The following is a 23597-nucleotide window of genomic DNA, read 5'->3' on the forward strand; positions in this document are numbered from 1 at the left end:
GTCGTTGCCGGGTTCGTGCGGTGCCTCAGCGTGCCGAGACGACCATGCCGTCGATGACGAGCGCGTCGAGGCCCGCTGCGAGGAACGTCTCGATCGCCTGGTCCGGGGTTCTCACGATCGGTTGCCCCGCGACGTTGAACGAGGTGTTGAGCACGACCGGAAGGCCGGTGAGATCGCCGAAGGCGTGGAGCAGCCCCCAGAACAACGGCGCGTCCGCGCGGGCCACGGTCTGCACCCGAGCCGAACCGTCGACGTGCGTCGTGGCCGGCATTCGCGCGGCGTGCTCCGGACGCACGTGGGCGACGAACAGCATGTGGGCGAACCGGTGTGCGTCCTCGGGGGCGATCTCGAACAGCTCGGCGGCAGCCTCCTCCGGAACCGCCGGGGCGAAGGGCCGGAACGACTCCCGTTTCTTGACCAGGGAGTTGATGCGGTCGCGCATGTCGGATCGGCGGGGATCGGCCAGGATGCTCCGCCCGCCCAGCGCGCGCGGACCGAACTCCATCGGGCCCTGGAACCAGCCGATCACCTTGCCGTCGGCGATCAACTCGGCTGTCGAGGCAAGGAGTTCGGCTTCCGAGCCGGTGTACCGCACGGAGACGTCGGGGGCGCGTTCGACGGCGTCCCGGCACTGTTCCGGGTCATACGAAGATCCCAGTGCGGTGGTGCGACCGGCGACCGGCCGGTCGCCCAGCTCGGTCGCGCCGACCAGTGCCGCGCCCAGCGCCGCGCCGTCGTCACCGGCGGCGGGCTGGACGTAGATGTCGTCGAAGATCCGGCTGCGCAGCAGAACCCCGTTCGCGACGCAGTTGAGCGCGACCCCGCCGGCGAGGCAGAGCCGCCGCAGCCCGGTCCGGCCGCGGTGGTGATCGAGCTGGTGCAGCAGTGCCTGGTTCAGCACCGCCTGCAACCCGGCGGCGACGTCGCGGTGACGCTGTTCGATCGGGGTGTGGGGGAGCCGGCGAGGACCCAGCACGCGTTCGAGCGCGGCGATCGCACCGCGGTGCGTTTCCCGGTCCAGCTCCGTGGTGTTCTCGAGCAGCAGCGGCACCCGGTACCGGCCATCGGGATCCAGGGAGACCCACTCGCGCAGGATTGTCCCCGCGTACCGCGACGCGTCACCGTGCGGCGCGAGCCCCATCACCTTGTACTCGCCGTCACCGAAGGCGAATCCGAGGTAGAGCGTGAACACGCCGTAGAGCACGCCGAGCGAACTGTTCGCCGGTACCTGGGAAACGACCTCGAACCCACGGCGCGACGCCGCGAAAACCGTCGCCGAGTACCGCTCGCCCAAGCCGTCCGACACCAGGACCAGCGCGTCGTCGTACCCACTGGGGTAGTAGGCGCTCGCGGCGTGCGCCACGTGGTGCGGTACGGGCAGGAACTTGCCGGTGAGGTCGACGTCCAGTGCCTGTTCGGCGATCCGCTGGTTGACCTGTGGGCTGAGTGCTTCGTCGTAGAGATCGCGGTGGTAGCCGGATCGGCCGGTGTAGAACTCCCGCTCGGCCTCGAACGAGAACGCGTGGGCGACGAGGTCGAGGTCGGCCGGTTTCCGCCCCGCGACGGCGAGTGCGGCTCCGGCCGGCCCGGCCGGAAAGCCGGCGGAGTGCTTCACCCCGTCGAACCGCTCCTGTGCCGCGGCGCCGACCACCTCGCCACCCAGGACGAGGGCGGCCGCGGCGTCCGCTCCTTGGGTTATCGCGTACTCGCGCGGATCCAGATCCGGGAGCCGATCGAGCTTGAACTGCCGGGACTTTTCCAGACCACTGAATCCCAGAATCAACGATCCGGTTCCCTGGCGAATTCCGGGCATGACCACAGCGGCAGCTCCCCCCTTGGCCGTGAATGCGCGATAAAAGGTTTCGTGTCACGGCGATCGCATAGGCCAGGGTAGGCGAAATCCGGTCAAGATCAGCGGCCATTCGAGTGATCCCACAATTTGGTGACGAAGCCGGGGAATCTTCTCAATTTCCGGGACGCGTTCTTCCCAGATGGTGAACAGTGCCGCCGCGGGCGGCCGCTGCCGATCTGTGTACGATCCAATGGCATCGAGCAGGCGACGAAGGGGCATTCGCGTGGAAAACCGCACCGTCGGTGATTGGCTTGGCGAGCTGGCGTCCGGAGCGTCGACGCCGGGCGGGGGTGCGGCGGCGGCGCTGAACGCCGCGGTCGGCACGGCTCTCGTGTCGATGGTGTGCAACCTGACGATCGGGAAGCCGAAGTTCGCGGCCCACGAAGACGCGCTCAAGGTGACGCTGGCCCGCGCCGAGGAGCTGCGGCGGCAGGCGGTCGGGCTCGCGGACGAAGACGAGCGCGCCTTCGGGAACGTGGTCGCGGCCTACAAGCTGCCCAAGGCGACCGACGAAGAGAAGCGCGCCCGCTCGGCCGCCATCCAGGACGCCCTGGTCGGCGCGGCGGACGTACCGCTGCGCACGGCCGCGCTCGCCGCCGAGGTGATCGACCTCGCCGGCTCGATCGTGGATACGTCCAACCCCAATGTCCTCTCCGATGTCGCGGTGGCCGCGGCGTCGGCCAAGTCGGCTCTTTCCTCGGCCGTCGTGAACGTCGAAGTCAACCTCGCGTCGATGACGGCGGGCGAACGGCGCGACACCTTCGCCGCCCGGATCGCGGAACACGCGGCCGCCGCCGAGCGCGCGGACGCCGTCATCCGCCTCGTCCGGGAGAGGATCGCCGCGTGAGCCCGATCGACGGCCGCGCGATCGCGAAGGCCATCACCGCCGAAGTCTCCGAAGGCGTCGCCGCACTGCGCGCCCGGGACGTCGTCCCGACCTTGGCCGTGCTGGTGCCGACCCGGGACGAAGCCACCGCGTGGTACGTGCGCTCGATCCAGCGCGCGGCCGGGAAGGTGGGTGTCGACTGCCGGGTCGTGCAGCTCGACGATCCGGCCGAGCGCGACATCACCCGGGCGCTCGACGAGCTTTCGGCCGACGCCTCGGTGCACGGCGTCATCTGCCAGACGCCGCTGCCCGAGGGGGTGCGGCTCGACGAGGTCGCCGGGCACATCGCGCCGGCCAAGGACGTCGACGGCGCCAACCCGCTCAGCCTCGGCCGGCTGGCCGCGGGATTGCCGAGCTACGCCCCCGCGACCGCCGCGGCCGTCTTGGAGATCCTGCACCGGGAAGCCGTGCCGCTGGCGGGCGCCCGCGCCGTCGTGGTCGGCCGGTCCACGGTGGTGGGCAAGCCGGCGGCGCTGCTGCTGGTCAACGAGCACGCGACCGTGACCGTCTGCCACTCGCGCACCAAGGACCTGGCCGCGGCGACTGCCGAGGCCGATGTGCTGGTGGTCGCGGTCGGGCGGGCCGGGTTCATCGGCGCCGAGCACGTCCGGCCCGGCGCCGTCGTCATCGATGTGGGTACCAACCCCACCGCGGACGGCGGCCTGGCCGGCGACGTCCAGTACGACGCGGTGGCCGCTGTCGCGGGGTCGATCACCCCGGTTCCGGGTGGGGTGGGGCCGGTGACCACGGCGCTGCTGCTCCGGCACACGGTGGCCGCCGCCGAGGGCTGACGGCCCGGCGATGCGGGTGCTGGTGCTCGGCGGCGGCGTGTTCGCCGGCCGGGCCGTCGCCGAACGGGGCCTGGCCGAGGGCTGGCGGGTGACGGCCTTCAACCGCGATCCGCGGGCCCTTCCCGGCGTCGAGCACCTCCGCGGCGACCGGACCGCGGACGTGTCGGCCTTGGCGGGGCGGCAGTGGGACCTCGTGGTCGACACCTGGCTCGGGCCGCCGGAAGCCGTCGAGCGCACGGCTCGGCTGCTCAGCGGCTCCGTGGACCGCTACGCCTACGTCTCCAGCCTGACCGTGTACGCCGACCCGTTGCCGAAGCCGCTGGACGAGTCGGCGCCGCTGCTGCCCGGCGCGTCGGCGGACTACCCGCACCGCAAGGCCGCGGCGGAACGTGCGGTCGCGGCGCACTTCGGCGACCGGGCCCTGGTGGTCCGGACCGGCTTGCTGCTCGGGCCCCACGAGCGGGTGGGCAGGCTGCCGTGGTGGCTGCTGAGGCTGCGCGACGGCGCACCCGTGCCGGCGCCGGCGCCGGTGGGTCGGCAGGTGCAGTTCGCGGACGTCCGGGACCTGGCCGTTTGGGTGCTGTCCTCGGCGCGGGCCGGGACCGGCGGGGCGTACAACTTCGCCTGCCCACCCGGGCACGCGACGATGGGTTCGCTGCTCGGAGCGTGCCGCACCGCGGTGGGTGCCGGTGAGCTCCGCTGGATCGACGAGCGGGTGCTGCTGGCCACCGGGGTGCGGCCGTGGGTGGAACTGCCGCTGTGGATCCCCGTGCGGCCGGACGCCGGCGACGTGTACTGCGTCGACACGAGCCGGGTGGCGGCGACCGGAGCGCTCTTCCGCCCGCTCGAGGAAACGGTCGAGGACACCTGGCGGTGGCTCGTCTCGGCCGAACCCGTGCTGGACGACCGTCCGTGGCTCACGCGTTCGGCGCAGGCACGGGTTCTCGCCGCGCACTCCTAGCGGGTGCTCAGCCCGGTACGCGGGCGCCTTCGGGAGCGGGCTTGGTCTCGGGTGCCCGCCACCACAGCAGCACGCCGAGCAGTGCGCAGACCGCCGACGACGCGAACGCCGCGGTGAACGACACCCCGCCGGCGAGCGCGCCGGCCACCAGCGGACCGACGATCATGCCCGCGTCGGCCGCCATCTGGAAGCCGGCCATGACCGTGCTGCCGCCGCCGCGGTGCTCGCCGAGCACGTCGGCCACCGACGCGTTCAACGGCGGGGTGAGCAGCCCGCTGCCGGCCCCGCCGAGAACCGCGAGGACGAGGAACGGCGCGACGTGCTCGGTCAGGCCCATCGCCAGCGACGAGCCGCCCACCAGCGCCAATCCCGCGATCAACGGCGGCTTGCGCCCGGCGCGGTCGGCCCACGCGCCGGCGATCAGCAGCACCCCGGCCGTGCCGACCGCGGACGCCGTCAACGCCGCGGCCGCCCAGCTTTCGCCGACTGACAGACCTTTCGCGACGAACAGCGGCACCAGGGACACCCGTACGCCCAGGGACGCCCAGCCGTTCGCGAAGTTCGACGCCAGTGCGGCTCGGTAAGCCGGGCGGCGAACCGCGTCGGTGAAGCGGGCGGCCGTCTCGTCCCGCTTCGGTGCCGGGGCCGCTGCCGCCCGTCCCCGCACCAGGACGAGCATGACCAGTACGGCCAGTAGCAAAGCCGCGGCGTACACCAGGAACGGCGTGCGGAGGTCGATGACGACGAGCAAGGCCCCCAGAGCCGGCCCCGCGATACCGCCGACCACGAAGAACGTGCTGTACAGACCCGACACGCGGCCGCGCAGGTGGGTGGGCGAGCTGCGGGCCAGCAGCGTCCCGCCCGCAACGGCGAACAGCGCCGCGCCTGCTCCGGCCACCGCCCGCAGGGCCAGGAGCTGCCAGTACTGGTTTGCGGCCGCGCACGCACCCGTCGTCACGGCGACGATCAGCAGGCCGGTCACGTAGGCGTTGCGCTCGCCGAGCCGGGCCGTGACGCGACCCGCGAGCGGTCCGGCCAGCAGGCGGCACAGCGCGAACACGCTGACCACGGCCGACGCGGCGAACAGCGACACCCCGAATTCGCGGGCGAACAACGGTATCGCGGGTGCGACAAAGCCGTACCCGATGGAAACGGTGAAGCCCGCGATCACCAGTGCCCACACTTCGGCAGGCAGCTTCTCCGAACTTTGTTCCCCCGAATTCGGCACGCCGCACTGTAACGGCTGCTCTTCGTGGACCGCCGGTGATTCCACAGGCTGGGAGAGGTCAGTACCGCGATCCCGGTGGGGGATTCGGCCCGGGTGACAACGTGGCGGGGTTCGGGCATGATCGGCCCGGAAAAGGGCGAGGGGGGCCGGTGACCGACGGAACGCACTTTCCGGAGCAATTCGCCCGTACTCACCGGTTCACGTTGGGCGTTCCGGATGGCTTCTCGCCGGCGCCGGACGGCTCCAGGGTCGCATTCCTGCGATCGGGTGGTGGCAGCGATCCGGTGCACGGGCTCTGGGTGCTGGATCTCGCCACGGGAAGAGAAAGACTCGTCGCCGATCCGCGGGTGCTCGACGACCGGTTGCCGAGCGCGGAGCAAGGGGACGCGTGCGGTACGGGTGTCGCGGCGTTCTCGACCGATCGGGCGGTCACCGTCGCGGCCTTCGCGTTGGGCGGTCGCCTGTTCGTCGCGGATCTGCGCACCGCCGAGGTCCGTTCGCTGCCGGTACCGGAGGGCGTCGCCGATCCGCGGTTGGACCCGGCCGGCGAGCACGTCGCCTACGTTGCGGACGGCGCATTGCGGGTGATCGGCACGAGCGGTCGTGGCGACCGGCTTCTCGCGGCGTCGGACGTCGCCGGCACGACTTGGGGATCGGCGGAGTTCGCGGTCGCCGAAGAGATGGGCCGCGACCGCGGCTTCTGGTGGTCACCGGACGGCTCGGAGCTGCTGGTCGCCAGCGTGGACACGCGCGCGGTCCCGAAGTGGTACCTGGCGGAACCCGCGGACCCGGCCCGGCCTCCGGCGCCGATTCCGTACCCCGCAGCGGGAACCGCGAACGCGACGGTGCGGCTTTGGCGGGTGGGTTTGACGGGGGCGCGCACCGAGGTGCCGTGGGACCGGGGGCGCTTTCCCTACCTGACCGCGGTGCGCTGGTCACCGCACGGGCCGCCGTTGGCGCAGGTCCAAACCCGGGATCAGCGCACCGTCCGCGTGCTCGCGTTGGGCGCCGAGGTGGCGACGGTGCACGAGGAACGTGACGCCCACTGGGTGACGCTCGTGCCGGGGACGCCGGCTTGGACGAGGGGCGGGGAACTGGTCCGGGTCGCTGTCCGCCAGGGCGCGTACCGGCTGGTGATCGGCACGGACGTCGTCACGCCGCCGGGGCTGCAGGTGCGCGCGGTGGTGGACGTCGACGACGACGTGGTGTTCACCGGCAGCGAAGCCGATCCGACCCAGGTGCACGTGTACCGGGCGAGCGCGACGACGGGGGTCGAGCGGATCAGCGACGCGGCCGGCGTGCACGACGTCGCCCGCGGGGGTGACGTGCTCGTGGTGACATCTCGCACGCTGTCCGGCACCACGCCCTCGGTGCGGGTCTTGGCCGGGAAGGCCGCGGTGGGGAGCGTCCGCGTGCGGTCCGAGCTTCCGGTCGCCGTGCCCCGGGTCCGCCTCCTGGTCGCCGGCGCGAGGGAACTCCGCTGTGCCCTACTGCTGCCCCGTGAGCACGTGGCGGGCTCGCGGGCGCTGCCCGTGCTGCTGGATCCCTACGGCGGCCCGGCCGCGCAACGCGTCCGGTCCGCTTTGGACGGTTACCTCTTCTCGCAGTGGTTCGCCGACCAGGGCTTCGCCGTGCTGATCGCCGACGGCCGGGGGACTCCCGGCCGCGGACCGGAGTGGGACAGGTCGATCCGGTTCGACGAAGCGCGGATCAACGTCGAGGACCAGGTCGAAGCCCTGGAAGCGGTGGCGGCGCGGCATCCCGATCTCGACCTGACGCGGGTCGCGATCCGAGGCTGGTCGCACGGTGGCTACCTCGCGCTGCTGGCCGTTTTGCGGCGTCCCGATGTCTTCCACGCCGCCGTCGCGGGGGCACCGGTGACCGACCGGAGGCTCTACAACACGCACTACACCGAGCGGTACCTCGGTCATCCGGCCGAGAACCCGGAGGTGTACGAGCGCAACTCGGTCCTCCCGGCAGCGGCCGAGCTGCGCCGCCCGCTGCTGGTGATCCACGGCCTGGCCGACGACAACGTCGTGTTCGCGCATTCCGCGAAGCTGTCGGACGCGCTGGTCGCCGCGGCGAGACCGCACACCTTGCTGCCGTTGTCCGCGGCGGCCCACCGGCCACCGCACGGCACCGCGGCGCAGCTGATGCGCTTGCAGGCCGCGTTCCTGAAGGAATCGCTGGGAATGCCCGGCACACCCGAGGAGGAGAGGACCACATGGACGTCGCCGACCACGAAGCCGTCGCCTTCTACCAGGGGCACGGCTGGTACGTGACCGACCGGCTGATCCCCGACGACCTGGTTGACGCCGCCGCCGAAACGCTGCGCACGCTGGAGTCCGTTCCCCGCGACCGCGTCCTCCCGGAGTCGTTGCGCGACTTCCTGGCCTGGGAACCCGGACAACCGCGGCCGGTCCGGCTCAACCAGTACATCGCACTCCAGTACCGGTCCGTCGCCGCGCTGGCCCAGTTCCCCCCGATCGCGCGGCTCGCGTCGGCGCTGTCCGGTAGTCCGGTGGTCCGGATCTTCAACACGGCGCTGATCTCGAAGAAACCCGGTGTGGAATCGAAGTTCTCCCGGGTGGGCTGGCACGCCGACCAGGCGTACTGGGAGACCTGCAGCTCCGCGCGGATGATCACGGCTTGGGTTCCGTTCCAGGACACCACCGCGGCGATGGGCACGCTCACCGTGGTCGATGGCAGCCACCGGTGGCCGGACACGCCGGAAGTGCGGGAACTGCGCGCGGCGAAGACGTTCGTGACCCGGGACCACGACGAGCTGAGGCGGAAGCTGGAAGCGGTGGGCCTGGCGATCAGCTTGCGGGAGGTGCGGCTGCGCAAGGGGCAGGTGAGCTTCCACCACCCCCTGACCTTCCACGGCAGCGGTGTCAACCGCACGAACACCGACCGGAACGCCATCAGCGTGCACTTCCAGGACGGCGACAACCACTACCGGCCGGCCACCGGCCCGGACGGCACCCCGGCGAGCTACGTGCACGACGACTTCGTCCGGCGCACGCCCGATGGTGCGCCGGACTACGCCGACCCCGACTTCTGCCCCGTGGTCTGGCCGGCTCCGTCAGCGCGGGCGTCTTGAACCGGTAACGGGCCGGTCCGGCGGAGTCCGCCATGTGAGAACGCCGTTCCCGGCCGCCGGGGCGGCTTAGGCTGCCGGACGTGACGACGCTCGACGATTCCGGGGCGGCCACCGCCCTGCCGCTGATCGACATCTCGCGGTTTCGCGACCCCGCCGCCGACCGGGGTGCCTTCCTCGCCGAGCTGCGGCGGGCCGCGCACGAGGTGGGGTTCTTCTACGTGGTCGGGCACGGGGTACCCAGTGAGCTGACCAGTGGGATCTTCGCGGCGGCCAAGGAGTTCTTCGCGCTGCCGGTCGAGGAACGGCTGGCGATCGAGAACATCCACTCCCCGCAGTTCCGCGGCTACACCCGCACCGGCTACGAATACACCGGTGGCTCGCCCGACTGGCGGGAGCAGATCGACATCGGCCCGGAACGCGAGCCCGTCGCGTCCGGCGGACCGGCGTGGCAACGGCTGATCGGCCCCAACCAATGGCCGGAAGCGCTTCCCGGACTGCGGGAAACGACCTTGGCCTGGCAGGCCGAGGCGCTGCGCGTCAGCCGTGAAGTCCTGCGCGCGCTCGCCGCCGCGCTGGGACAGGACGAGGGTTACTTCGACACGTGGTTCGACGAGGAAGCGTCCACGCACGTCAAGATCGTCCGCTACCCGGGCCGGCCCGCCGACGACCAGGACCAGGGCGTCGGCGCGCACAAGGACTACGGCTACCTCGCGTTGCTGCAGCAGGACGACGTCGGCGGCCTGCAGGTCCGCGCGGCCGACGGCAGCTGGATCGACGCCACGCCGATCCCCGGCAGCTTCGTGTTCAACATCGGCGAAATGCTGGAGATCGCGACCCAGGGCTACCTCAAGGCGACGCACCACCGCGTGGTGAGCCCGCCGGCCGGCGTCGAGCGGTTCTCGGTGCCGTTCTTCCTCGGCCCGCGGCTCGACGCCGTCGTGGAACCGCTCGAGCTGCCTGCCGAGCTGGCCGCGGAGGCCGCCGGCGTCAGTCAGGACGCCGACAACCCGCTGCACGCGGCGTTCGGTGAGAACGCGCTGGTCGGTTGGCTGCGTTCGCACCCGAAGGTGGCTGAGCGCTGGTGGAGCGACGTCCTCGCGGAGCGCGGATGACCGCGTTCGAGACCCGGCAGATCCACGCCGGCGCGCGCCCGGATCCCGCGACCGGCGCGCGGGCGACCCCGATCTACCAGACGTCGTCGTTCACCTTCGCCGACGCGCACCACGCCGCCGAGGCGTTCGCGTTGCGCGACCTGGAAACCCACGCCTACACGCGCTTGTCGAACCCGACGACGTCCGTCGTCGAGGAGCGGCTCGCCGACCTCGAGGGCGGGGTCGCCGCGGTCGCGGTGGCCAGCGGGCAGGCCGCGTCGACCCTGGCGCTGCTGAACATCGCCCGCGCCGGCGACCACGTCGTCGCGGCCGCGAGCCTGTACGGCGGCACGTACAACCTGCTCGCCTACACCTTCGCCGACCTGGGCATCGACGTCTCCTTCGTGCGTGACCCCGACGACCTGGCCGAGTGGCGCGCGGCGATCCGGCCGGAGACGAAAGCGCTTTACGGCGAAACGGTCGGCAACCCGCGCGGGAACGTCCTCGACATCAGCGCCGTCGCCGAGGTCGCCCACACGGCCGGGGTGCCGCTGGTCGTCGACAACACGGTGCCGACGCCGTACCTCGCGCGTCCGCTGGAGCACGGCGCCGACATCGTCGTGCACTCGACCACGAAGTTCCTTTCCGGGCACGGCACCGGGATCGGCGGCGTCGTCGTCGACGGCGGCAAGTTCGACTACACCGCCGAGCCGGACCGCTGGCCGCAGCTGACCCGGCCGGATCCCAGCTACCACGGCCTCGTGTTCGGCCGGGAGTTCGGCGAACTGGGCTATGCCCTGCGACTGCGCACGAAGCTCGTCCGGGATCTCGGCCCGGCGGTGTCGCCGTTCACCAGTTTTCTGCTGCTGCAGGGCATCGAGACGCTGTCGCTGCGCATGGAACGACACGTCGCGAACGCACTCGCCGTCGCCGGCTGGCTCGCCGAGCGACCCGAAGTGGGCGAGGTGCACTACGCCGGGCTGCCCGGGAACCGGTGGCACGACGCGGCGAAGCGGTACCTGTCACTCGGCGCCGGGGCCGTCGTCGCCTTCGAGCTGAAGGACGGCCTGGCGGCAGGCCGCCGCTTCGTCGACCGCCTGCGGTTGTTCAGCCACCTGGCCAACATCGGCGACGTGCGCAGCCTGGTCATCCACCCGGCGTCCACCACGCACGCCCAGCTGGACGAAGAGCAGCAACGCACCAGCGGGGTGACGCCGGGCCTGATCCGGCTTTCGGTCGGCTTGGAAGGGATCGGCGACCTGCTCGCCGACCTGGCGCACGCACTGGGAGACGACGATGCCTGAATTCACCGGACGGCGCGGGAAGGTCCACTATGGACACTGGGACCCGGCGGAACCGAAGGGCCTGGTGGTGTTCTTCCACGGCCTTGGCGAGCACATCGGCAGCTACGAGCCGCTCGCGGAAGCGCTTACCGCCGCCGGGTTCGCGCTGTGGGCCGCCGACCACGCCGGGCACGGCCGCAGCGACGGCGAACGGGTCCTGATCGAGTCGGTCGACGACCTGCTCGCCGACGCCGCCACCCTCGCCGGACTCGCCGGGGAAGCGCATCCCGGGCTGCCGCTGGTGATCGCCGGGCATTCGCTCGGCGCGACGGTCGCCACGCTGCTCGTCGGCGAAGACCACCTGCCGGAGCGCCCGGCCGCGGTGGTGCTCGCCGGTTCCTCACTCGTGCCCGCGGCCGAAAGCGGGCTGGTGGCCCTGCTGGCGAGCGGCATCGACCCGTGGGACCTGCGCAAGGACCCCGGCGAGCTGACCCGCCACGAGGGGTACGCCCAGCAGATCCGCGACGACCCGCTGACCTGGCAGGGCGGCCTCCGCCTGGAGACCCTGCGCGCACTCGGCGAAGCCGCGCCCCGCGTGGCGGCCGTCCTCCCGAAGCTCGACCTGCCCGTGCTCCTGCTGCACGGCGCCGAAGACGACCTGGCCCCGGCATCCGGTGCGCTCAAGGCGGCCGAGCTGCTGCCGGACGCGAAAGCCGTCGTCTTCCCCGAAGACCGCCACAACATCCTGAACGAGCTCGACCGCGACGACGTCCACCGCGTCTTCGCCGAGTTCGCCGCCGAGCACGTCCGCTGAATCGCAGACCCCGTCCCCGAGGAGAACCATGCGACGCCTACTTTCGATCCCTGCTGCGCTGGTCGTGGTGGTCCTGACCGCGACCGCGTGCGGCACGGGTGGCGCCGCGGATCCCGCGGCCGGGACGTCCGCGCAGGCGGCCACGCCCCCGGACGACCAGCTCGACACCGACGCGACGGTGAACGTCCGGCTGGTGCTGGAACCGTCCAGCCTCAACATCTTCTCGACGTCCGGTGCCGCGCTCGACCAGATCCTGCTGGACAACGTCTACCAGAACCTGGTCTCGGTGAACCCGGAGGAGAAGGACAAGATCGTCCCGCAGCTGGCGACGTCGTGGGAGCAGGCGCCGGACGGGCTGAGCTACACCTTCCACCTCGCTTCCGGCGTCAGGTTCCACGACGGCTCCCCGCTGACGTCCGCCGACGTCGTGTGGTCGCTGCAGCAGCAGACCGCGCCGGGCTCGAAAGCCGTCTACGGCGCGGAGTTCGCGTCGATCGCCGACGTCACCGCGCCCGACCCGGCGACCGTCCGCATCGGACTGAAGAGCCGCGACACCTTCCTGCTGTGGAACCTGACCCAGCGCGGCGGGATCGTCTTCAAGAAGGGAACCGATTTCGCCACGCTGGACGGCGCCGAGAACGGCTCCGGCCCGTTCAAGCTCGCCCAGTGGAACCGCGGCGCGTCGATCACGTTCCAGCGCGACGACGCCTACTGGGGTGTCAAGCCGAAGGTGGCCAAGGTCGTCTTCCACTACATCACCGAAACCAACGCGGCCAACAACGCCGAGCAGACCGGCCAGACCGACGTCGAAACGGCCGCCGACCCGACGCTGCTGCAGCCGTTCACCACCGGTGACGCGTTCTCGGTGCTCAAGGGCACCACCACGGACAAGTACACCCTCGCCTTCAACGGCACGAAGGCACCGTTCACCAACCCGGACGTCCGGCACGCCCTGCGCCAGGCGATCAACAAGCAGGACATCGTCAAGGCCGTCGGGGCGGGCACGGTGATCGGCAGCCCGGTCCCGCCGCAGGACCCGTGGTACGAGGACCTGACCTCGATCGACGCCTACAACCCGGACAGCGCCAGGCAACTGCTCGCCAAGGCCGGCTTCGCGAACGGGCTGCAGCTCACCCTGGACGTGCCCTCGATCTACCCGACGTCGATCACCGACGTCCTGGTCTCGAACCTCAAGCAGGTCGGCGTGACGCTCACGGTGAAGCAGGTCGAGTTCCCGGCGTGGCTGTCGCGCGTCTTCAAGAACCACGACTTCCAGCTCAGCCTGGTCGACCACGCCGAAGCCCGCGACATCGCGAACTACACCAAGCCCGCGTACTACTTCGGCTACGACGACAAGCAGGTCCAGCAGTGGTACGCCCAGGCGCGGACCGCGTCGACCGATGCCGAGCGCGACGCACTGCTCAAGCAGGTCGGCAAGCAGATCTCCACGGATGCCGCGAGCGACTGGCTCTTCCTGAGCGAGGCGCACACGGTGGTCCGCAAGGGCGTCTACGGCGTGCCGAAGGCCGAGACCAGCAACCGCTTCCCGCTGGCCAACCTCGCGGTCGGCAAGTGACATGGCGCTGTTCCTGCTCCGCCGGACCGGGCTGCTGCTGATCGCCGTCGCGATCGCCAGCGTGCTCGTGTTCGTCCTGCTCCGGCTGCTGCCCGGCGACGTCGCCGCCACCATCGGCGGGTTCCGGGCCACCCCGGAGCAGCTCGCGGCGATCCGCGCGGAGCTGGGCCTCGACCGGTCTCTGCCGGCGCAGTACGGCTCGTGGCTGACCGGCGTGCTGCACGGCGACTTCGGCCGCTCCCAGCTCAACGGCACGTCGGTGACCGGCGAGCTGGGCCGCAAGCTCCAGGTCACCGCGCCGCTGGTGGCCGGGGCGGTCGTGGTCGCCGTCGGGGTGGCGGTGCCGTTCGGGACGTGGGCCGCCCTCCGCCGCCGTGGCCCGGTCGGCACCGGGATCAGCGCGGTCTCCCAGATCGGCATCGCGGTGCCGACGCTGTGGCTCGGCCTGGTGCTCGTCCTGGTGTTCTCGGTGGAGCTGGGCTGGCTGCCCGCCCAAGGCTTCCCGGCGGACGGCTGGACAGACCCCGGCACGGCACTGAAAAGCCTGGTGCTGCCGTGGATCGCGCTGGGCCTCACCGAGGGCGCGGTGCTGTTGCGGTTCGTGCGGTCGGCCGTGCTGGGCGTGCTCGATGCCGACTACGTGCGAGCCGCGCGCGCGAAGGGGCTGACGAAGGCGCAGGCGTTGCGGAGGCACGGCTTCCGCAACGCCGCACTGCCGGTCGTGTCGATCCTCGGGCTGCAGCTGGCGACGTTGATCGTCGGCGCGGTGGTCGTCGAGCGGGTCTTCACGCTGCCGGGCGTCGGCAGCATGCTGGTCGGCGACGTCGGCAACCGCGACCTGGTGAAGGTGCAGGGCGAAGTGTTCCTGGTGGTCGCCGCGGTGCTGGTGCTCGGGTTCGCCGTCGACGTCGTGCACCGGCTGATCGACCCCCGCCTGCGGGAGCCGCGATGAGCCGGCGACGCGCGTCGAGAGCCGCCGTGACCTACCTGGTACGCCGTCCGGGCGGGGTCTTCGGCCTGGCCGTGGTGGGGCTGCTGGTCGTGGCCGGGCTGGTTTCCCTGGTGTGGACGCCGTTCGACCCGCAGGCCACCGATCCCGGCCGGGCGTGGCTGCTGCCGTTCCGGCACGGGCACCTGCTCGGCACCGACCGCATCGGCCACGACCAGTTCAGCCAGCTGCTGGCCGGCGCCCGCGAGACGCTGGTCGCCGCAGTGGCGTCGGCGGCCGTCGCGACCGCGGTCGGGCTGCTGCTGGCGCTGCTGGCCGTGCTCACCCCGCGCTGGGTGGGCGCGGGGGTGGTCCAGCTGATCGACCTGCTCGTCGCGTTCCCGGTGCTGCTGCTGGCGATGGTGCTGGCCGCGGTCTACGGCAGTTCCCTGGCCACCGTCGTCGCCGCGATCGGCATCGGGTTCGGCGTCGCGGTGGCGCGGGTTGCACGCGCCGAGCTGACGGCCGCGCTCGGCAGCGACTACGTCCTGGCCGCCCGCGCCGGCGGCGCGCGCACCGGGCGGATCGTCCGGCGGCACCTGCTGCCGGCGCTGGCCCCGACGCTGATCGTCCAGCTGTCGCTGGTGATGGCGCTGGCGGTGCTGGCCGAGGCGGCGCTGACCTACCTCGGTTACGGCAGCTCGCCGTCGTCGCCGTCGTGGGGCGGCATGCTGCACGAGCAGCAGGCCTACCTCGCGGCCCGGCCGCTGCTGGTGATCTGGCCCGGGCTCGCGGTGGCGCTCACGGTGCTGGGCTTCAACCTCCTCGGCGACGCCCTGCGCGACGCCACCGACCCGCGGCTGGTGACGACCCGATGAGCCTGCTGGAGGTCGAGGACCTGACCATCCACTTCGGACAGCGAACGCTGCTCGAAGACGTCTCCTTCACCGTGGCCGCGGGGGAGCGGGTCGGCCTGATCGGCGCGTCCGGCTCGGGCAAGTCGCTCACCGCGCTGGCCGTGCTCGGCCTGCTGCCCGAGGGGATGCGCACCCGCGGCAGCGTCCGGTTCGACGGCACCGAGCTGCTCGGCCGCTCCGACCGCGCCCTGTCCGCGGTGCGCGGCGAACGGATCGCCATGGTGTTCCAGGACCCGCGCACCGCGCTCAACCCGCTGATGCGCGTGGGCAAGCAGATCGCCGAACCCCTGCGCGCCCACCGCGGCCTCACCCGCAAGGCCGCGACGGCGGAGGCGATCGAGCTGGCGGCGAAGGTCGGCTTGCCCGATCCCGAACACGCCGTACGCGCTTTCCCGCACCAGCTTTCCGGCGGGCAGCGCCAGCGCGTCGGCATCGCGATCGCGCTCGCGTGCCGTCCTTCGCTGCTGCTGGCCGACGAACCGACCACCGCGCTCGACGTCACCGTCCAGGCGGAGATCCTGCGGCTGCTGCAGGAACTCGTCGTCGAAGCCGGCACCGCGCTGCTGTTCGTCACCCACGACCTCGCCGTGCTCGCCCAGGTCGTCCAGCGGGTGCTCGTGCTCGGCGAGGGGCGGCTGCTCGAAACCGGCCCGCTCGCGGAGGTCCTGCGCGCACCCCGCCACGCCGGTACGCGGGCGCTGCTGGAGGTCGCGCGAGCCGGGGCGTTCCGCCGCCACCGGGAGGTGACCTCGTGACGCTGCTGGAGGCGACCGGCCTGCGCCGGTCCTACCGCCTGGCCCGCCGGAGGCTGTTCGAGCCGCCACCCGTGCGGCACGCCGTCCGCGACGTCGACCTGGCACTCGAAGAAGGAGCCCGGCTCGGCATCGTCGGCGAGTCCGGCTCCGGCAAGTCGACACTGCTGCGGCTGCTGCTCGCCCTGGAACGGCCCGACGCGGGCGCGGTGCACTACCGAGGGCGGCCGGTCACCGGCCGGGACCTGACGTGGTTCCGGCGGGACGTCCAGGTCGTGCTGCAGGACCCGTACAGCTCGCTGAACCCGCGCACCGTCGTCCGCGACATCGTCGCCGAACCCCTCGAATGCCTGCGCATCCCCGGCGACCACGACCAGCGCGTCGAAGAGCTGCTCGCGGCGGTCGGCCTCGAACCCGACGCGTTGTGGCGCTACCCGCACGAGTTCTCCGGCGGGCAGCGCCAGCGGATCGCACTGGCCCGAGCGCTCGCGCCGCGGCCGAAGGTGCTCGTCGGCGACGAGCCGTTCTCCGCGCTCGACGCCGCAGTCCGCGCGCAGATCGTCGACCTCGTCGCCGGGCTCGCCGCGGACTTCGGGCTGTCGCTGGTGCTCGTCTCCCACGACATCGGCGTGGTGCAGCAGTTGTGCGACCGGCTGATCGTGCTGAAGGACGGCGAAGTCGTCGAGCGCGGGGCCACCGCCGACGTTCTCGGAGCCCCGCGGCGCCCCTACACGCGGGCGCTGCTCGACGCCGTGCCCCAGCTGCCGGAGGAGGTCGGATGAGCCGGTTCAAGCTCGGGTTCCTCACCCACGTCCACGGGCCGGGCAAGGACCTGCGCACGGTTCTGCGCGACCTGCTCACCGTGTTCGAAGCCGCCCAGGACCTCGGGTTCGACGGCGGCTGGGTCGCCCAGCACCACTTCCGCGCCGACTTCGGACGGCTGCCCTCGCCGTTGGTGTTCTTCGGCGCCGTGGCGGCCCGCGCGCCCAAGCTGCGGCTCGGCACCGCCGTCACCGTGCTGCCGCTCGAAGATCCGATCCGGCTCGCCGAGGACGCCGCCGTGCTCGATGCCTTCACCGGCGGCGCGCTCGAGCTGGGCCTGGGCACCGGCGGCGCCAACCAGGACGCGTTCGCCCGCTTCGGCCGCGATCCGGGCCGGCGCCACCAGCTCCACGACGACAACCTCGGCACGCTCCGGCTCGCCCTCGGCGGCAGCGTCCTCCAGCCGCCCGCGCGGGCACTGGGTGACCGGCTCTGGCAGGCGACCTCCGACGTCAGCCGCGCGACGGCGATCGGCCGCGACGGCGACGGCCTGCTGCTCGGCACCGCCGTCCACGACCCGCAGAAGGTCCAGCGGCCGCTCGCCGAGGCGTACGCCGCCGCGTCGCCGCGACCGCGCTTCGGGATCGTCCGCGCGGTGTTCCCGGCGAAGGACCGCCAGGCCGCACGCGACGACCTCGCCCCGGCACTGGACCTGCACCGCCGGAACTTCGCCGAGCTGGCCGGCTTGAGCACCGAAGCGCACCTGGCGCGGACCAACGTCCACCACGGCACCGCCGCCGAGGTTACCGAGAGCTTGCGCGCCGATCCGGCGTTGCTCGGCTTCCTCAACCCGGACAGCTGGTTCCTGCCCGTCGTCCAGCACGAACTGTCCGATGTGGACGCCGACGTCGAACGCCTGCGTGTCATCGCGACCGAGATCGCCCCGGCGCTGGGGTGGCGGCCATGACCTTCCACCTCGGTTTCCTCACCCACGTCCACGGCGAAGGCGTGCCCGCCGGGCGGCTCTACCGCGACCTCGTCGAACTGTTCGTCGCCGCCGAAGAGCTCGGCTACCAGTCGGGCTGGGTCGCGCAGCACCACTTCCAGCCCGAGCACGGCCGGTTGCCCTCGCCGTTCGTCCTGCTGGCCGCGGCGGCCGAGCGGACGCGGCGGATCCACCTCGGCACCGCCGTGACCGTGCTGCCGCTGGAGGACCCGCTGCGGCTGGCCGAGGACGCGATCGTCGTCGACGCGCTCTCCGGGGGCCGGCTCGAGCTCGGGCTCGGCAGCGGGACGCCGTCCGCCGACGACTTCGCCGTCTTCGGCCGCGACGTCGACGACCGGCACGCCGGCTACGACCGCAACCTGCACGTGCTGACCGACGCCCTGACCGGGCACGAGCTGAGCGAACGGCTCTGGGAGTCCGGCCTGCGGCCGCGGGCGCTCACCGATGGCGCCGCGGCCGGGCGGGGGCTCCTGCTCGGCGTCGGCCCGGCCGACGCGGTCCAGGACGGCGTCGCGAAGACCTACCTGGCCGGTGGCCCCCGGCAGCCGCGGATCGCCGCGGTCCGCGGGGTCTTCCCGGGCGCCAGCCGGGCGGCCGCCGCCGCGCAGCTCGAACCGGACGTCGCCCGTTACCGCCTGCCGCACGTCCGGGCCGGCTGGGCGCCGCACGAGGACATCGCACTGACCGAGCTGCTGCGCCTGATGAACGTGCAGTACGGAACGCGTGAGGACATCGTCGAATCCCTGCGCGCGGACCCGGTGTTCGCCGGCCCCGGCACCCACCTGATCGCCGCCGTGCAGGCGGAGAGCTCGACCCTCGGCCAGGCGCTGACCCGGCTGGAGATCATCGCCCGCAAGATCGCCCCCGAGCTGGGGTGGCGGCCGTGACCCGCCACCTCGCGCTCAGCGCGCTCGTCCACGGCTCGGGCGGGCACATCGCGGGCTGGCGCCACCCCGAGGCCTACGCGGCGGGCCAGCTCGACTTCGCCTTCCACGCCGAGCTGGCCCGGCTGCTGGAGCGCGGCCGGTTCGACGCGTTCTTCGTGGCCGACGTCGTCGCGATCTGGGGCCACCAGCTGGATTCGCTGAGCCGCACCGGCCGGGCCGAGCACTTCGAACCGTTGACCCTGCTCTCGGCACTGTCCACTGTGACCAGCCACATCGGACTGGTCGGCACCGCCACCACGACCTACCACGAGCCGTACCACATCGCGCGCAAGTTCGCCTCGCTCGACCACCTCTCCCACGGGCGGGCCGGGTGGAACATCGTCACCTCGGTCGTGCCCCTGGAAGCCGCCAACTTCGGCCGCGCCGAGCACCTCGACCACACCCTGCGCTACCGGCGCGCGGACGAATTCGTCGACGTCGTCCGGCAGCTGTGGGACAGCTTCTCCGACAAAGCTGTCGTCCGCGACGTCGCCGGAGCGCGCTACTACGACCCGGACCAGCTGCGGCCGCCCGAACACCACGGTGAGCACTTCCGCGTCCGCGGCCCGTTGAACATCTCCCGGCCACCACAGGGACACCCGGTGCTGTTCCAGGCGGGTTCGTCCGAGACCGGCCAGGACTTCGCCGCCCGCCACGGCGAAGTCCTCTTCACCGCCCAGCCCGATCTCGCCGCCGCGCAGGCGTTCTCCACCGGCATCAAGGCCCGGGTCACCGCCGCGGGCCGGGACCCCGGGCAGGTCCGCGTGTGGCCGCTGCTGTCGCCGCTGGTCGCCGGCACCGAAGCCGCCGCACGCCGCAAGGTGGCCGAGCTGGACGACCTGCTCCACGACGACGTCGCCCGGCGGCTGGTGCAGGACAACATCGGCGACGTCGACCTGACCGGGTACCCGGTCGACGGGCCGCTGCCGGAGATCCCGGAGAGCAACCGCAGCAAGTCCCGCCGCGACCTGCTGCTCGGGATGGCGCGCCGCGACGACCTGACGATCCGGCAGCTGGCGCGGCGGTTCTCGGGCGGCTCGATCGTCGCGGGTACGCCGGAGCAGCTCGCCGACCGGATGCAGGAGTGGTTCACCTCCGGCGCGGCCGACGGGTTCACCGTGTCGTTCCCGTACTTCCCCGGTCCGGCGATCGACTTCGTCCAGCAGGTGGTCCCGATCCTGCGGCGGCGCGGCCTGGTGCCCGACGGCTACCACGGCACGACGCTGCGGGAAAACCTCGGCCTCGCCCGTCCGGAGGTGTCCCGATGACCCGGCAGCTGCACTTCACGGCGTTCCTGAAGCCGCCGGGGGAGTACCTCGCGGCGTGGCGGCACCCGGACACCCGTGCCGACGCCGGGGTCGACTTCGACACGGTGCTCTCCTTCGCCCGCACCGCGGAGGCGGCGAAGTTCGACGCGGTGTTCTTCGCCGACCTCGTGGGTGTGCCGCTGGAGAGCCAGGACGTGCTGTCGCGGGTGTCGGTGGTCAACGACTCGTTCGAGCCGACGACGCTGCTGGCCGCGCTCGCCGCGGCGACCAGCCGGATCGGGCTCATCGCGACCGCGTCCACGACCTACAACGAGCCTTACCACCTGGCGCGGACGTTCGCTTCGATCGATCACATCTCCGGGGGCCGGGCCGGGTGGAACGTCGTCACTTCGCTCAACGACGGCGAAGCGCTCAACTTCGGCCGCGACGCCCACGTCGAGCACGCCGACCGGTACGCGCGGGCCGAGGAGTTCTTCGACGTCGTCACCGGGCTGTGGGACAGCTTCGACGACGACGCCTTCCGGCACGACAAGCCGTCCGGGAGCTACTTCGACCCGGCCAAGCTGCACCCGCTCGACCACACCGGAGCGCACCTGTCGGTGGCGGGTCCGCTGAACATCGCCCGGCCGCCGCAGGGCCGGCCGGTGATCTTCCAGGCCGGGGCGTCCGAGGCGGGCAAGCAGTTCGCCGCCCGGGTCGCCGAAGTCGTCTTCTCCGGCCAGCGAGATCTGGCCAGGGCCACCGAGTTCTACGCCGAGATCAAGCATCGCGCCGCCTCCTTCGGCCGCGGTCCCGGCGAGCTGAAGGTGTTCCCGGCGCTGTCGGTCATCACCGGCGAGACCCGCGCGGCCGCGGAGGCGAAGCGCGACAGCCTGCGTGGCCTGCTGCCGCCCCAGGTGGCGCTGGCGCACCTCGCGTACCTGCTCGGCGGGTTCGACCTCACCCGGTACCCGCTCGACGGGCCGCTGCCGGAGCTGCCCGCGTCCAACCAGTCGCGGAGCACCCAGCTCGACGTCTACCTGCGCGCCCGGCAGCGCGGGCTCACCATCCGGCAGCTCGCCGCCGAGATCAGCGACGACAGCACCACGATCGTGGGCCCGCCGGAGGAGATCGCCGACCACATCGAACGCTGGTTCACCGCACCCGCCGCGGACGGGTTCACCCTCGTCTTCCCGTACCTGCCGGGTACGCTCGACGACTTCGTCCAGCTGGTGCTGCCCATCCTGCGCCGGCGCGGCTTGTTCCGGGCGAGATACGACGGTACGACCCTGCGTGACCACCTCGGCCTCCGCCGACCGAACTCGAGGTACTCCTGATGGAAACCACGGGCGAACACAACGCCCTGACCGACGTCGCCGGAGTGCGCGTCGGCCACGCCACCCGCATCGGCGGCGGGGCGCTGACCGGCACCACGGTCGTGCTGGTGCCGCCGGGCGCGGTCGTCTCGGTCGACGTCCGGGGCGGCGGCCCGGCCACCCGCGACACCGCCGCCCTCGACCCCCGCCACCCGGCTCCGCGCGTCGGTGCGATCATCCTCACCGGAGGCAGCGCGTTCGGCCTCGCGGCGGCCGGCAGCGTCCTCGACTGGCTGGCCGAGCACCGTCCCGACGCGACGTCCGTCGTCCCCGCGGCGGCGCTGTTCGATCTCGGCCGCGGCGGTGACTTCCACGCCCGCCCGCACGCGGAACTCGGCGCCGAAGCCGTCCGTGCCGCGACGGACGGTCCGGTGGCGCAGGGCAACGTCGGTGCCGGAACGGGCGCGGTGAGCGCGGAGATGAAGGGCGGCGTCGGGACGGCGAGCGCGGTGCTGCCGGACGGCACGGTCGTCGCCGCGCTGGCCGTGCTGAACTCGCACCACCCGGCCGTGGACCCGGCTTCGGGGTTGCCCTATGGGTTTCCGCTGGGGCTGACCGACGGGGAGTTCCCGCTCACGGCGCCGGACGAAGCGGCTCGCGCGGCGGCACGCGAACAGCTCGCGGCGTCCACCCGCGGGCGTGACACCCGGACCCCGCTCAACACGGTGATCGGCGTGGTCGCGACGACCGCGTCCCTCGACCCGGGTGCGGCCTGCCGCTTGGCGGGCGCGGCCCAGGACGGACTGGCGGTGGCGGTCCGCCCGGCCCACGGCATCGCCGACGGTGACACGGTGTTCGCGGTGGCCACCGGAACTTCACCGGCGACCGCGACGCCGGAACTGTTCGCGGCCGCCTCGAACGCCTTCGCCCGGGCGATCGTGCACGCCGTGCTGGCGGCCGAATCCGTGACGACGGACTGGGGGCACATCGCGTCCTACCGCGAGCTGTACCCCGGGGCCCGGTGACCTCCGCCGGCTTGATCGTGCTCGGCGGCCTGCCCGGGACCGGCAAGACCACCGTGGCCCGGCCGCTGGCCCGGGCGCTGGGCGCGGCGTACCTGCGGATCGACACGATCGAGCAGGCACTGGCCGACTCCGGGGAGCTGACCGCGCCGCCGCGGGCCGCGGGGTACGTCACCGGCTACGCACTGGCCCGCGACCAGCTCGCCAACGGAGTCGCCGTCGTCGCCGAGTGCGTCAACCCGCTGAAGCTCACCCGGGACGCGTGGCGGGCGGCAGGTGCGGGCTTCCCGGTGCTCGAGGTCGAGCTGCGGTGCTCCGACGTGGTGGAGCACCGCGCCCGCGTCGAGGGCCGGGAGACCGACATCCCCGGCCTTCGGCTCCCGACGTGGCGAGACGTCGTGGCGCGGGAGTACGAGACCTGGGACCGCGCGCACCTGACCATCGACACGGCGGCGGCCGGCGTGACCGCGAGCGTGGAACTGATCCTCGCCGCGTGGCGTCCTCACGCCTCCGGCGCGGTGCGCTCCCAGCCGTCGAAGTAGACGGTCGTCGCCAAGCCGGGGCGGGCGGCGGGCCGGAAGTCGCGTTGCGTGGTGTAGGCGACGGCGAGCAGGCTGATCTGCTGCACGTCGTCCGGGATGCCCAGCGCGGCGGCGACGTCGGCTTCGTGGTCCTGGAGGTGGTAGCCGCAGATCGAGCTGCCGAGGCCGCGGGCGCGAAGGGCGAGCTGGAAGCTCCAGATGGCCGGGTAGGCGGAGCCGAAGTAGGCGGACTGGGAGAACGCGTCGGCCGGCGGGCGGCCGATCATGCAGGGAATGGCCAGCACCGGCACGCGTTCGAGGTTGCGGACGAGGTGCTGGGCCGAGTCGAGTGCGCGCTGCTCGACGAGGTGGCCGTACTTCGCCCAGGCCGCCTCGGCGGTCGCGCGGTTGTACCGGGCGATCTCGGCTTTCGTGCCGGCGTCGCGGACGAGGAGCCACCGGAACTGCCCGGCCAGGCTGCCCGCCGCCGGTGCTTGCTGGGCGATGCGGAGGCAGTCGTCCAGGACGTCCTGCGGGACGTCGCGGGTCAGGTCGAGCTTGCGGCGGACCGATCGGGTGGTGGTGAGCACGGTTTCGGCATCCATACTTACACTG

22 protein-coding genes are annotated in these 23597 nt (G+C 72.4%); 19 read left to right on the forward strand and 3 right to left on the reverse strand.

Annotated features, from left to right (window positions below):
* Positions 1–25: 25 nt before the first annotated feature.
* Positions 26–1783, reverse strand: coding sequence for a carbamoyltransferase (locus tag ACLJQM_RS10790; RefSeq protein ID WP_410631016.1), 1758 nt, complete (start codon positions 1781–1783; stop codon positions 26–28).
* A gap of 292 nt (positions 1784–2075) precedes the next feature.
* Here ACLJQM_RS10790 and ACLJQM_RS10795 point away from each other — a divergent pair, with 292 nt between their 5' ends.
* The 3 genes from ACLJQM_RS10795 to ACLJQM_RS10805 are packed head-to-tail and all read left to right on the forward strand — an operon-like array spanning position 2076 to position 4490.
* A complete protein-coding gene (locus ACLJQM_RS10795; protein WP_410631017.1) occupies positions 2076–2699 on the forward strand; it encodes a cyclodeaminase/cyclohydrolase family protein in 624 nt (207 codons plus the stop codon).
* Positions 2696–3529, forward strand: coding sequence for a bifunctional 5,10-methylenetetrahydrofolate dehydrogenase/5,10-methenyltetrahydrofolate cyclohydrolase (locus ACLJQM_RS10800; protein ID WP_410631019.1), 834 nt, complete (start codon positions 2696–2698; stop codon positions 3527–3529). Before ACLJQM_RS10795 ends, ACLJQM_RS10800 begins: the two co-directional genes overlap by 4 nt.
* A 10-nt stretch (positions 3530–3539) precedes the next feature.
* Complete coding sequence (locus ACLJQM_RS10805) at positions 3540–4490, forward strand: NAD-dependent epimerase/dehydratase family protein (protein ID WP_410631020.1); 951 nt, start codon at positions 3540–3542, stop codon at positions 4488–4490.
* A gap of 7 nt (positions 4491–4497) precedes the next feature.
* Here the strand turns inward: ACLJQM_RS10805 and ACLJQM_RS10810 are convergent, their stop codons facing one another.
* Positions 4498–5673 (reverse strand): MFS transporter, encoded by a 1176-nt coding sequence (locus ACLJQM_RS10810; RefSeq protein WP_410631021.1) that lies wholly within the window; start codon positions 5671–5673, stop codon positions 4498–4500.
* A gap of 329 nt (positions 5674–6002) precedes the next feature.
* Between ACLJQM_RS10810 and ACLJQM_RS10815 the strand changes: the two genes are divergently transcribed.
* The 16 genes from ACLJQM_RS10815 (at position 6003) to ACLJQM_RS10890 (ending at position 23003) form a co-directional block, all read left to right on the forward strand.
* Complete coding sequence (locus ACLJQM_RS10815) at positions 6003–8000, forward strand: prolyl oligopeptidase family serine peptidase (protein ID WP_410631022.1); 1998 nt, start codon at positions 6003–6005, stop codon at positions 7998–8000.
* Entirely contained in the window at positions 7943–8821 is an 879-nt protein-coding gene (locus ACLJQM_RS10820) for a phytanoyl-CoA dioxygenase family protein (protein WP_410631024.1), read from the forward strand. The genes ACLJQM_RS10815 and ACLJQM_RS10820 overlap by 58 nt, the downstream gene beginning before the upstream one ends.
* Positions 8822–8901: 80 nt before the next feature.
* Positions 8902–9933: an isopenicillin N synthase family dioxygenase gene (locus tag ACLJQM_RS10825; protein WP_410631025.1), complete on the forward strand. Its 1032-nt coding sequence runs from the start codon at positions 8902–8904 to the stop codon at positions 9931–9933.
* Positions 9930–11216 carry an O-acetylhomoserine aminocarboxypropyltransferase/cysteine synthase family protein gene (locus ACLJQM_RS10830; protein ID WP_410631026.1) on the forward strand — a complete coding sequence of 429 codons (1287 nt, stop codon included), beginning with the start codon at positions 9930–9932 and terminating at the stop codon, positions 11214–11216. The genes ACLJQM_RS10825 and ACLJQM_RS10830 overlap by 4 nt, the downstream gene beginning before the upstream one ends.
* Positions 11209–12009, forward strand: a complete 801-nt coding sequence (locus ACLJQM_RS10835; RefSeq protein ID WP_410631027.1) for an alpha/beta fold hydrolase — start codon at positions 11209–11211, stop codon at positions 12007–12009. Before ACLJQM_RS10830 ends, ACLJQM_RS10835 begins: the two co-directional genes overlap by 8 nt.
* A 28-nt stretch (positions 12010–12037) precedes the next feature.
* Positions 12038–13585 carry an ABC transporter substrate-binding protein gene (locus ACLJQM_RS10840; protein WP_410631028.1) on the forward strand — a complete coding sequence of 516 codons (1548 nt, stop codon included), beginning with the start codon at positions 12038–12040 and terminating at the stop codon, positions 13583–13585.
* Between the two features lies 1 nt (position 13586).
* Positions 13587–14537 carry an ABC transporter permease gene (locus tag ACLJQM_RS10845; RefSeq protein ID WP_410631029.1) on the forward strand — a complete coding sequence of 317 codons (951 nt, stop codon included), beginning with the start codon at positions 13587–13589 and terminating at the stop codon, positions 14535–14537.
* The gene (locus tag ACLJQM_RS10850) at positions 14534–15391 is read left to right on the forward strand and encodes an ABC transporter permease (protein WP_410631030.1); all 858 of its coding nucleotides are present in this window, start codon (positions 14534–14536) and stop codon (positions 15389–15391) included. The genes ACLJQM_RS10845 and ACLJQM_RS10850 overlap by 4 nt, the downstream gene beginning before the upstream one ends.
* On the forward strand, positions 15388–16185 hold the full coding sequence (locus ACLJQM_RS10855; RefSeq protein WP_410631031.1) for an ABC transporter ATP-binding protein: 798 nt from the start codon (positions 15388–15390) through the stop codon (positions 16183–16185). The genes ACLJQM_RS10850 and ACLJQM_RS10855 overlap by 4 nt, the downstream gene beginning before the upstream one ends.
* A gap of 2 nt (positions 16186–16187) precedes the next feature.
* Positions 16188–16964, forward strand: coding sequence for an ABC transporter ATP-binding protein (locus tag ACLJQM_RS10860; protein ID WP_410631365.1), 777 nt, complete (start codon positions 16188–16190; stop codon positions 16962–16964).
* Positions 16961–17911, forward strand: coding sequence for an LLM class flavin-dependent oxidoreductase (locus ACLJQM_RS10865; RefSeq protein ID WP_410631032.1), 951 nt, complete (start codon positions 16961–16963; stop codon positions 17909–17911). The genes ACLJQM_RS10860 and ACLJQM_RS10865 overlap by 4 nt, the downstream gene beginning before the upstream one ends.
* Positions 17908–18837, forward strand: coding sequence for an LLM class flavin-dependent oxidoreductase (locus tag ACLJQM_RS10870; RefSeq protein WP_410631033.1), 930 nt, complete (start codon positions 17908–17910; stop codon positions 18835–18837). The genes ACLJQM_RS10865 and ACLJQM_RS10870 overlap by 4 nt, the downstream gene beginning before the upstream one ends.
* Positions 18834–20144, forward strand: a complete 1311-nt coding sequence (locus tag ACLJQM_RS10875; protein WP_410631034.1) for an LLM class flavin-dependent oxidoreductase — start codon at positions 18834–18836, stop codon at positions 20142–20144. The genes ACLJQM_RS10870 and ACLJQM_RS10875 overlap by 4 nt, the downstream gene beginning before the upstream one ends.
* The gene (locus tag ACLJQM_RS10880; RefSeq protein WP_410631035.1) at positions 20141–21460 is read left to right on the forward strand and encodes an LLM class flavin-dependent oxidoreductase; all 1320 of its coding nucleotides are present in this window, start codon (positions 20141–20143) and stop codon (positions 21458–21460) included. Before ACLJQM_RS10875 ends, ACLJQM_RS10880 begins: the two co-directional genes overlap by 4 nt.
* A complete protein-coding gene (locus tag ACLJQM_RS10885; protein WP_410631036.1) occupies positions 21460–22464 on the forward strand; it encodes a P1 family peptidase in 1005 nt (334 codons plus the stop codon). The genes ACLJQM_RS10880 and ACLJQM_RS10885 overlap by 1 nt, the downstream gene beginning before the upstream one ends.
* Positions 22461–23003, forward strand: coding sequence for an AAA family ATPase (locus ACLJQM_RS10890; protein WP_410631037.1), 543 nt, complete (start codon positions 22461–22463; stop codon positions 23001–23003). The genes ACLJQM_RS10885 and ACLJQM_RS10890 overlap by 4 nt, the downstream gene beginning before the upstream one ends.
* Here ACLJQM_RS10890 and ACLJQM_RS10895 read toward each other — a convergent pair.
* Positions 22964–23587 carry a nitroreductase family protein gene (locus ACLJQM_RS10895; RefSeq protein WP_410631038.1) on the reverse strand — a complete coding sequence of 208 codons (624 nt, stop codon included), beginning with the start codon at positions 23585–23587 and terminating at the stop codon, positions 22964–22966. The two genes, ACLJQM_RS10890 and ACLJQM_RS10895, sit on opposite strands and share 40 nt — an antisense overlap.
* Positions 23588–23597 lie beyond the last annotated feature (10 nt).

It is taken from the genome of Amycolatopsis sp. cmx-4-83 (assembly GCF_046548815.1).
Taxonomy (GTDB): domain Bacteria; phylum Actinomycetota; class Actinomycetes; order Mycobacteriales; family Pseudonocardiaceae; genus Amycolatopsis; species Amycolatopsis pretoriensis_A.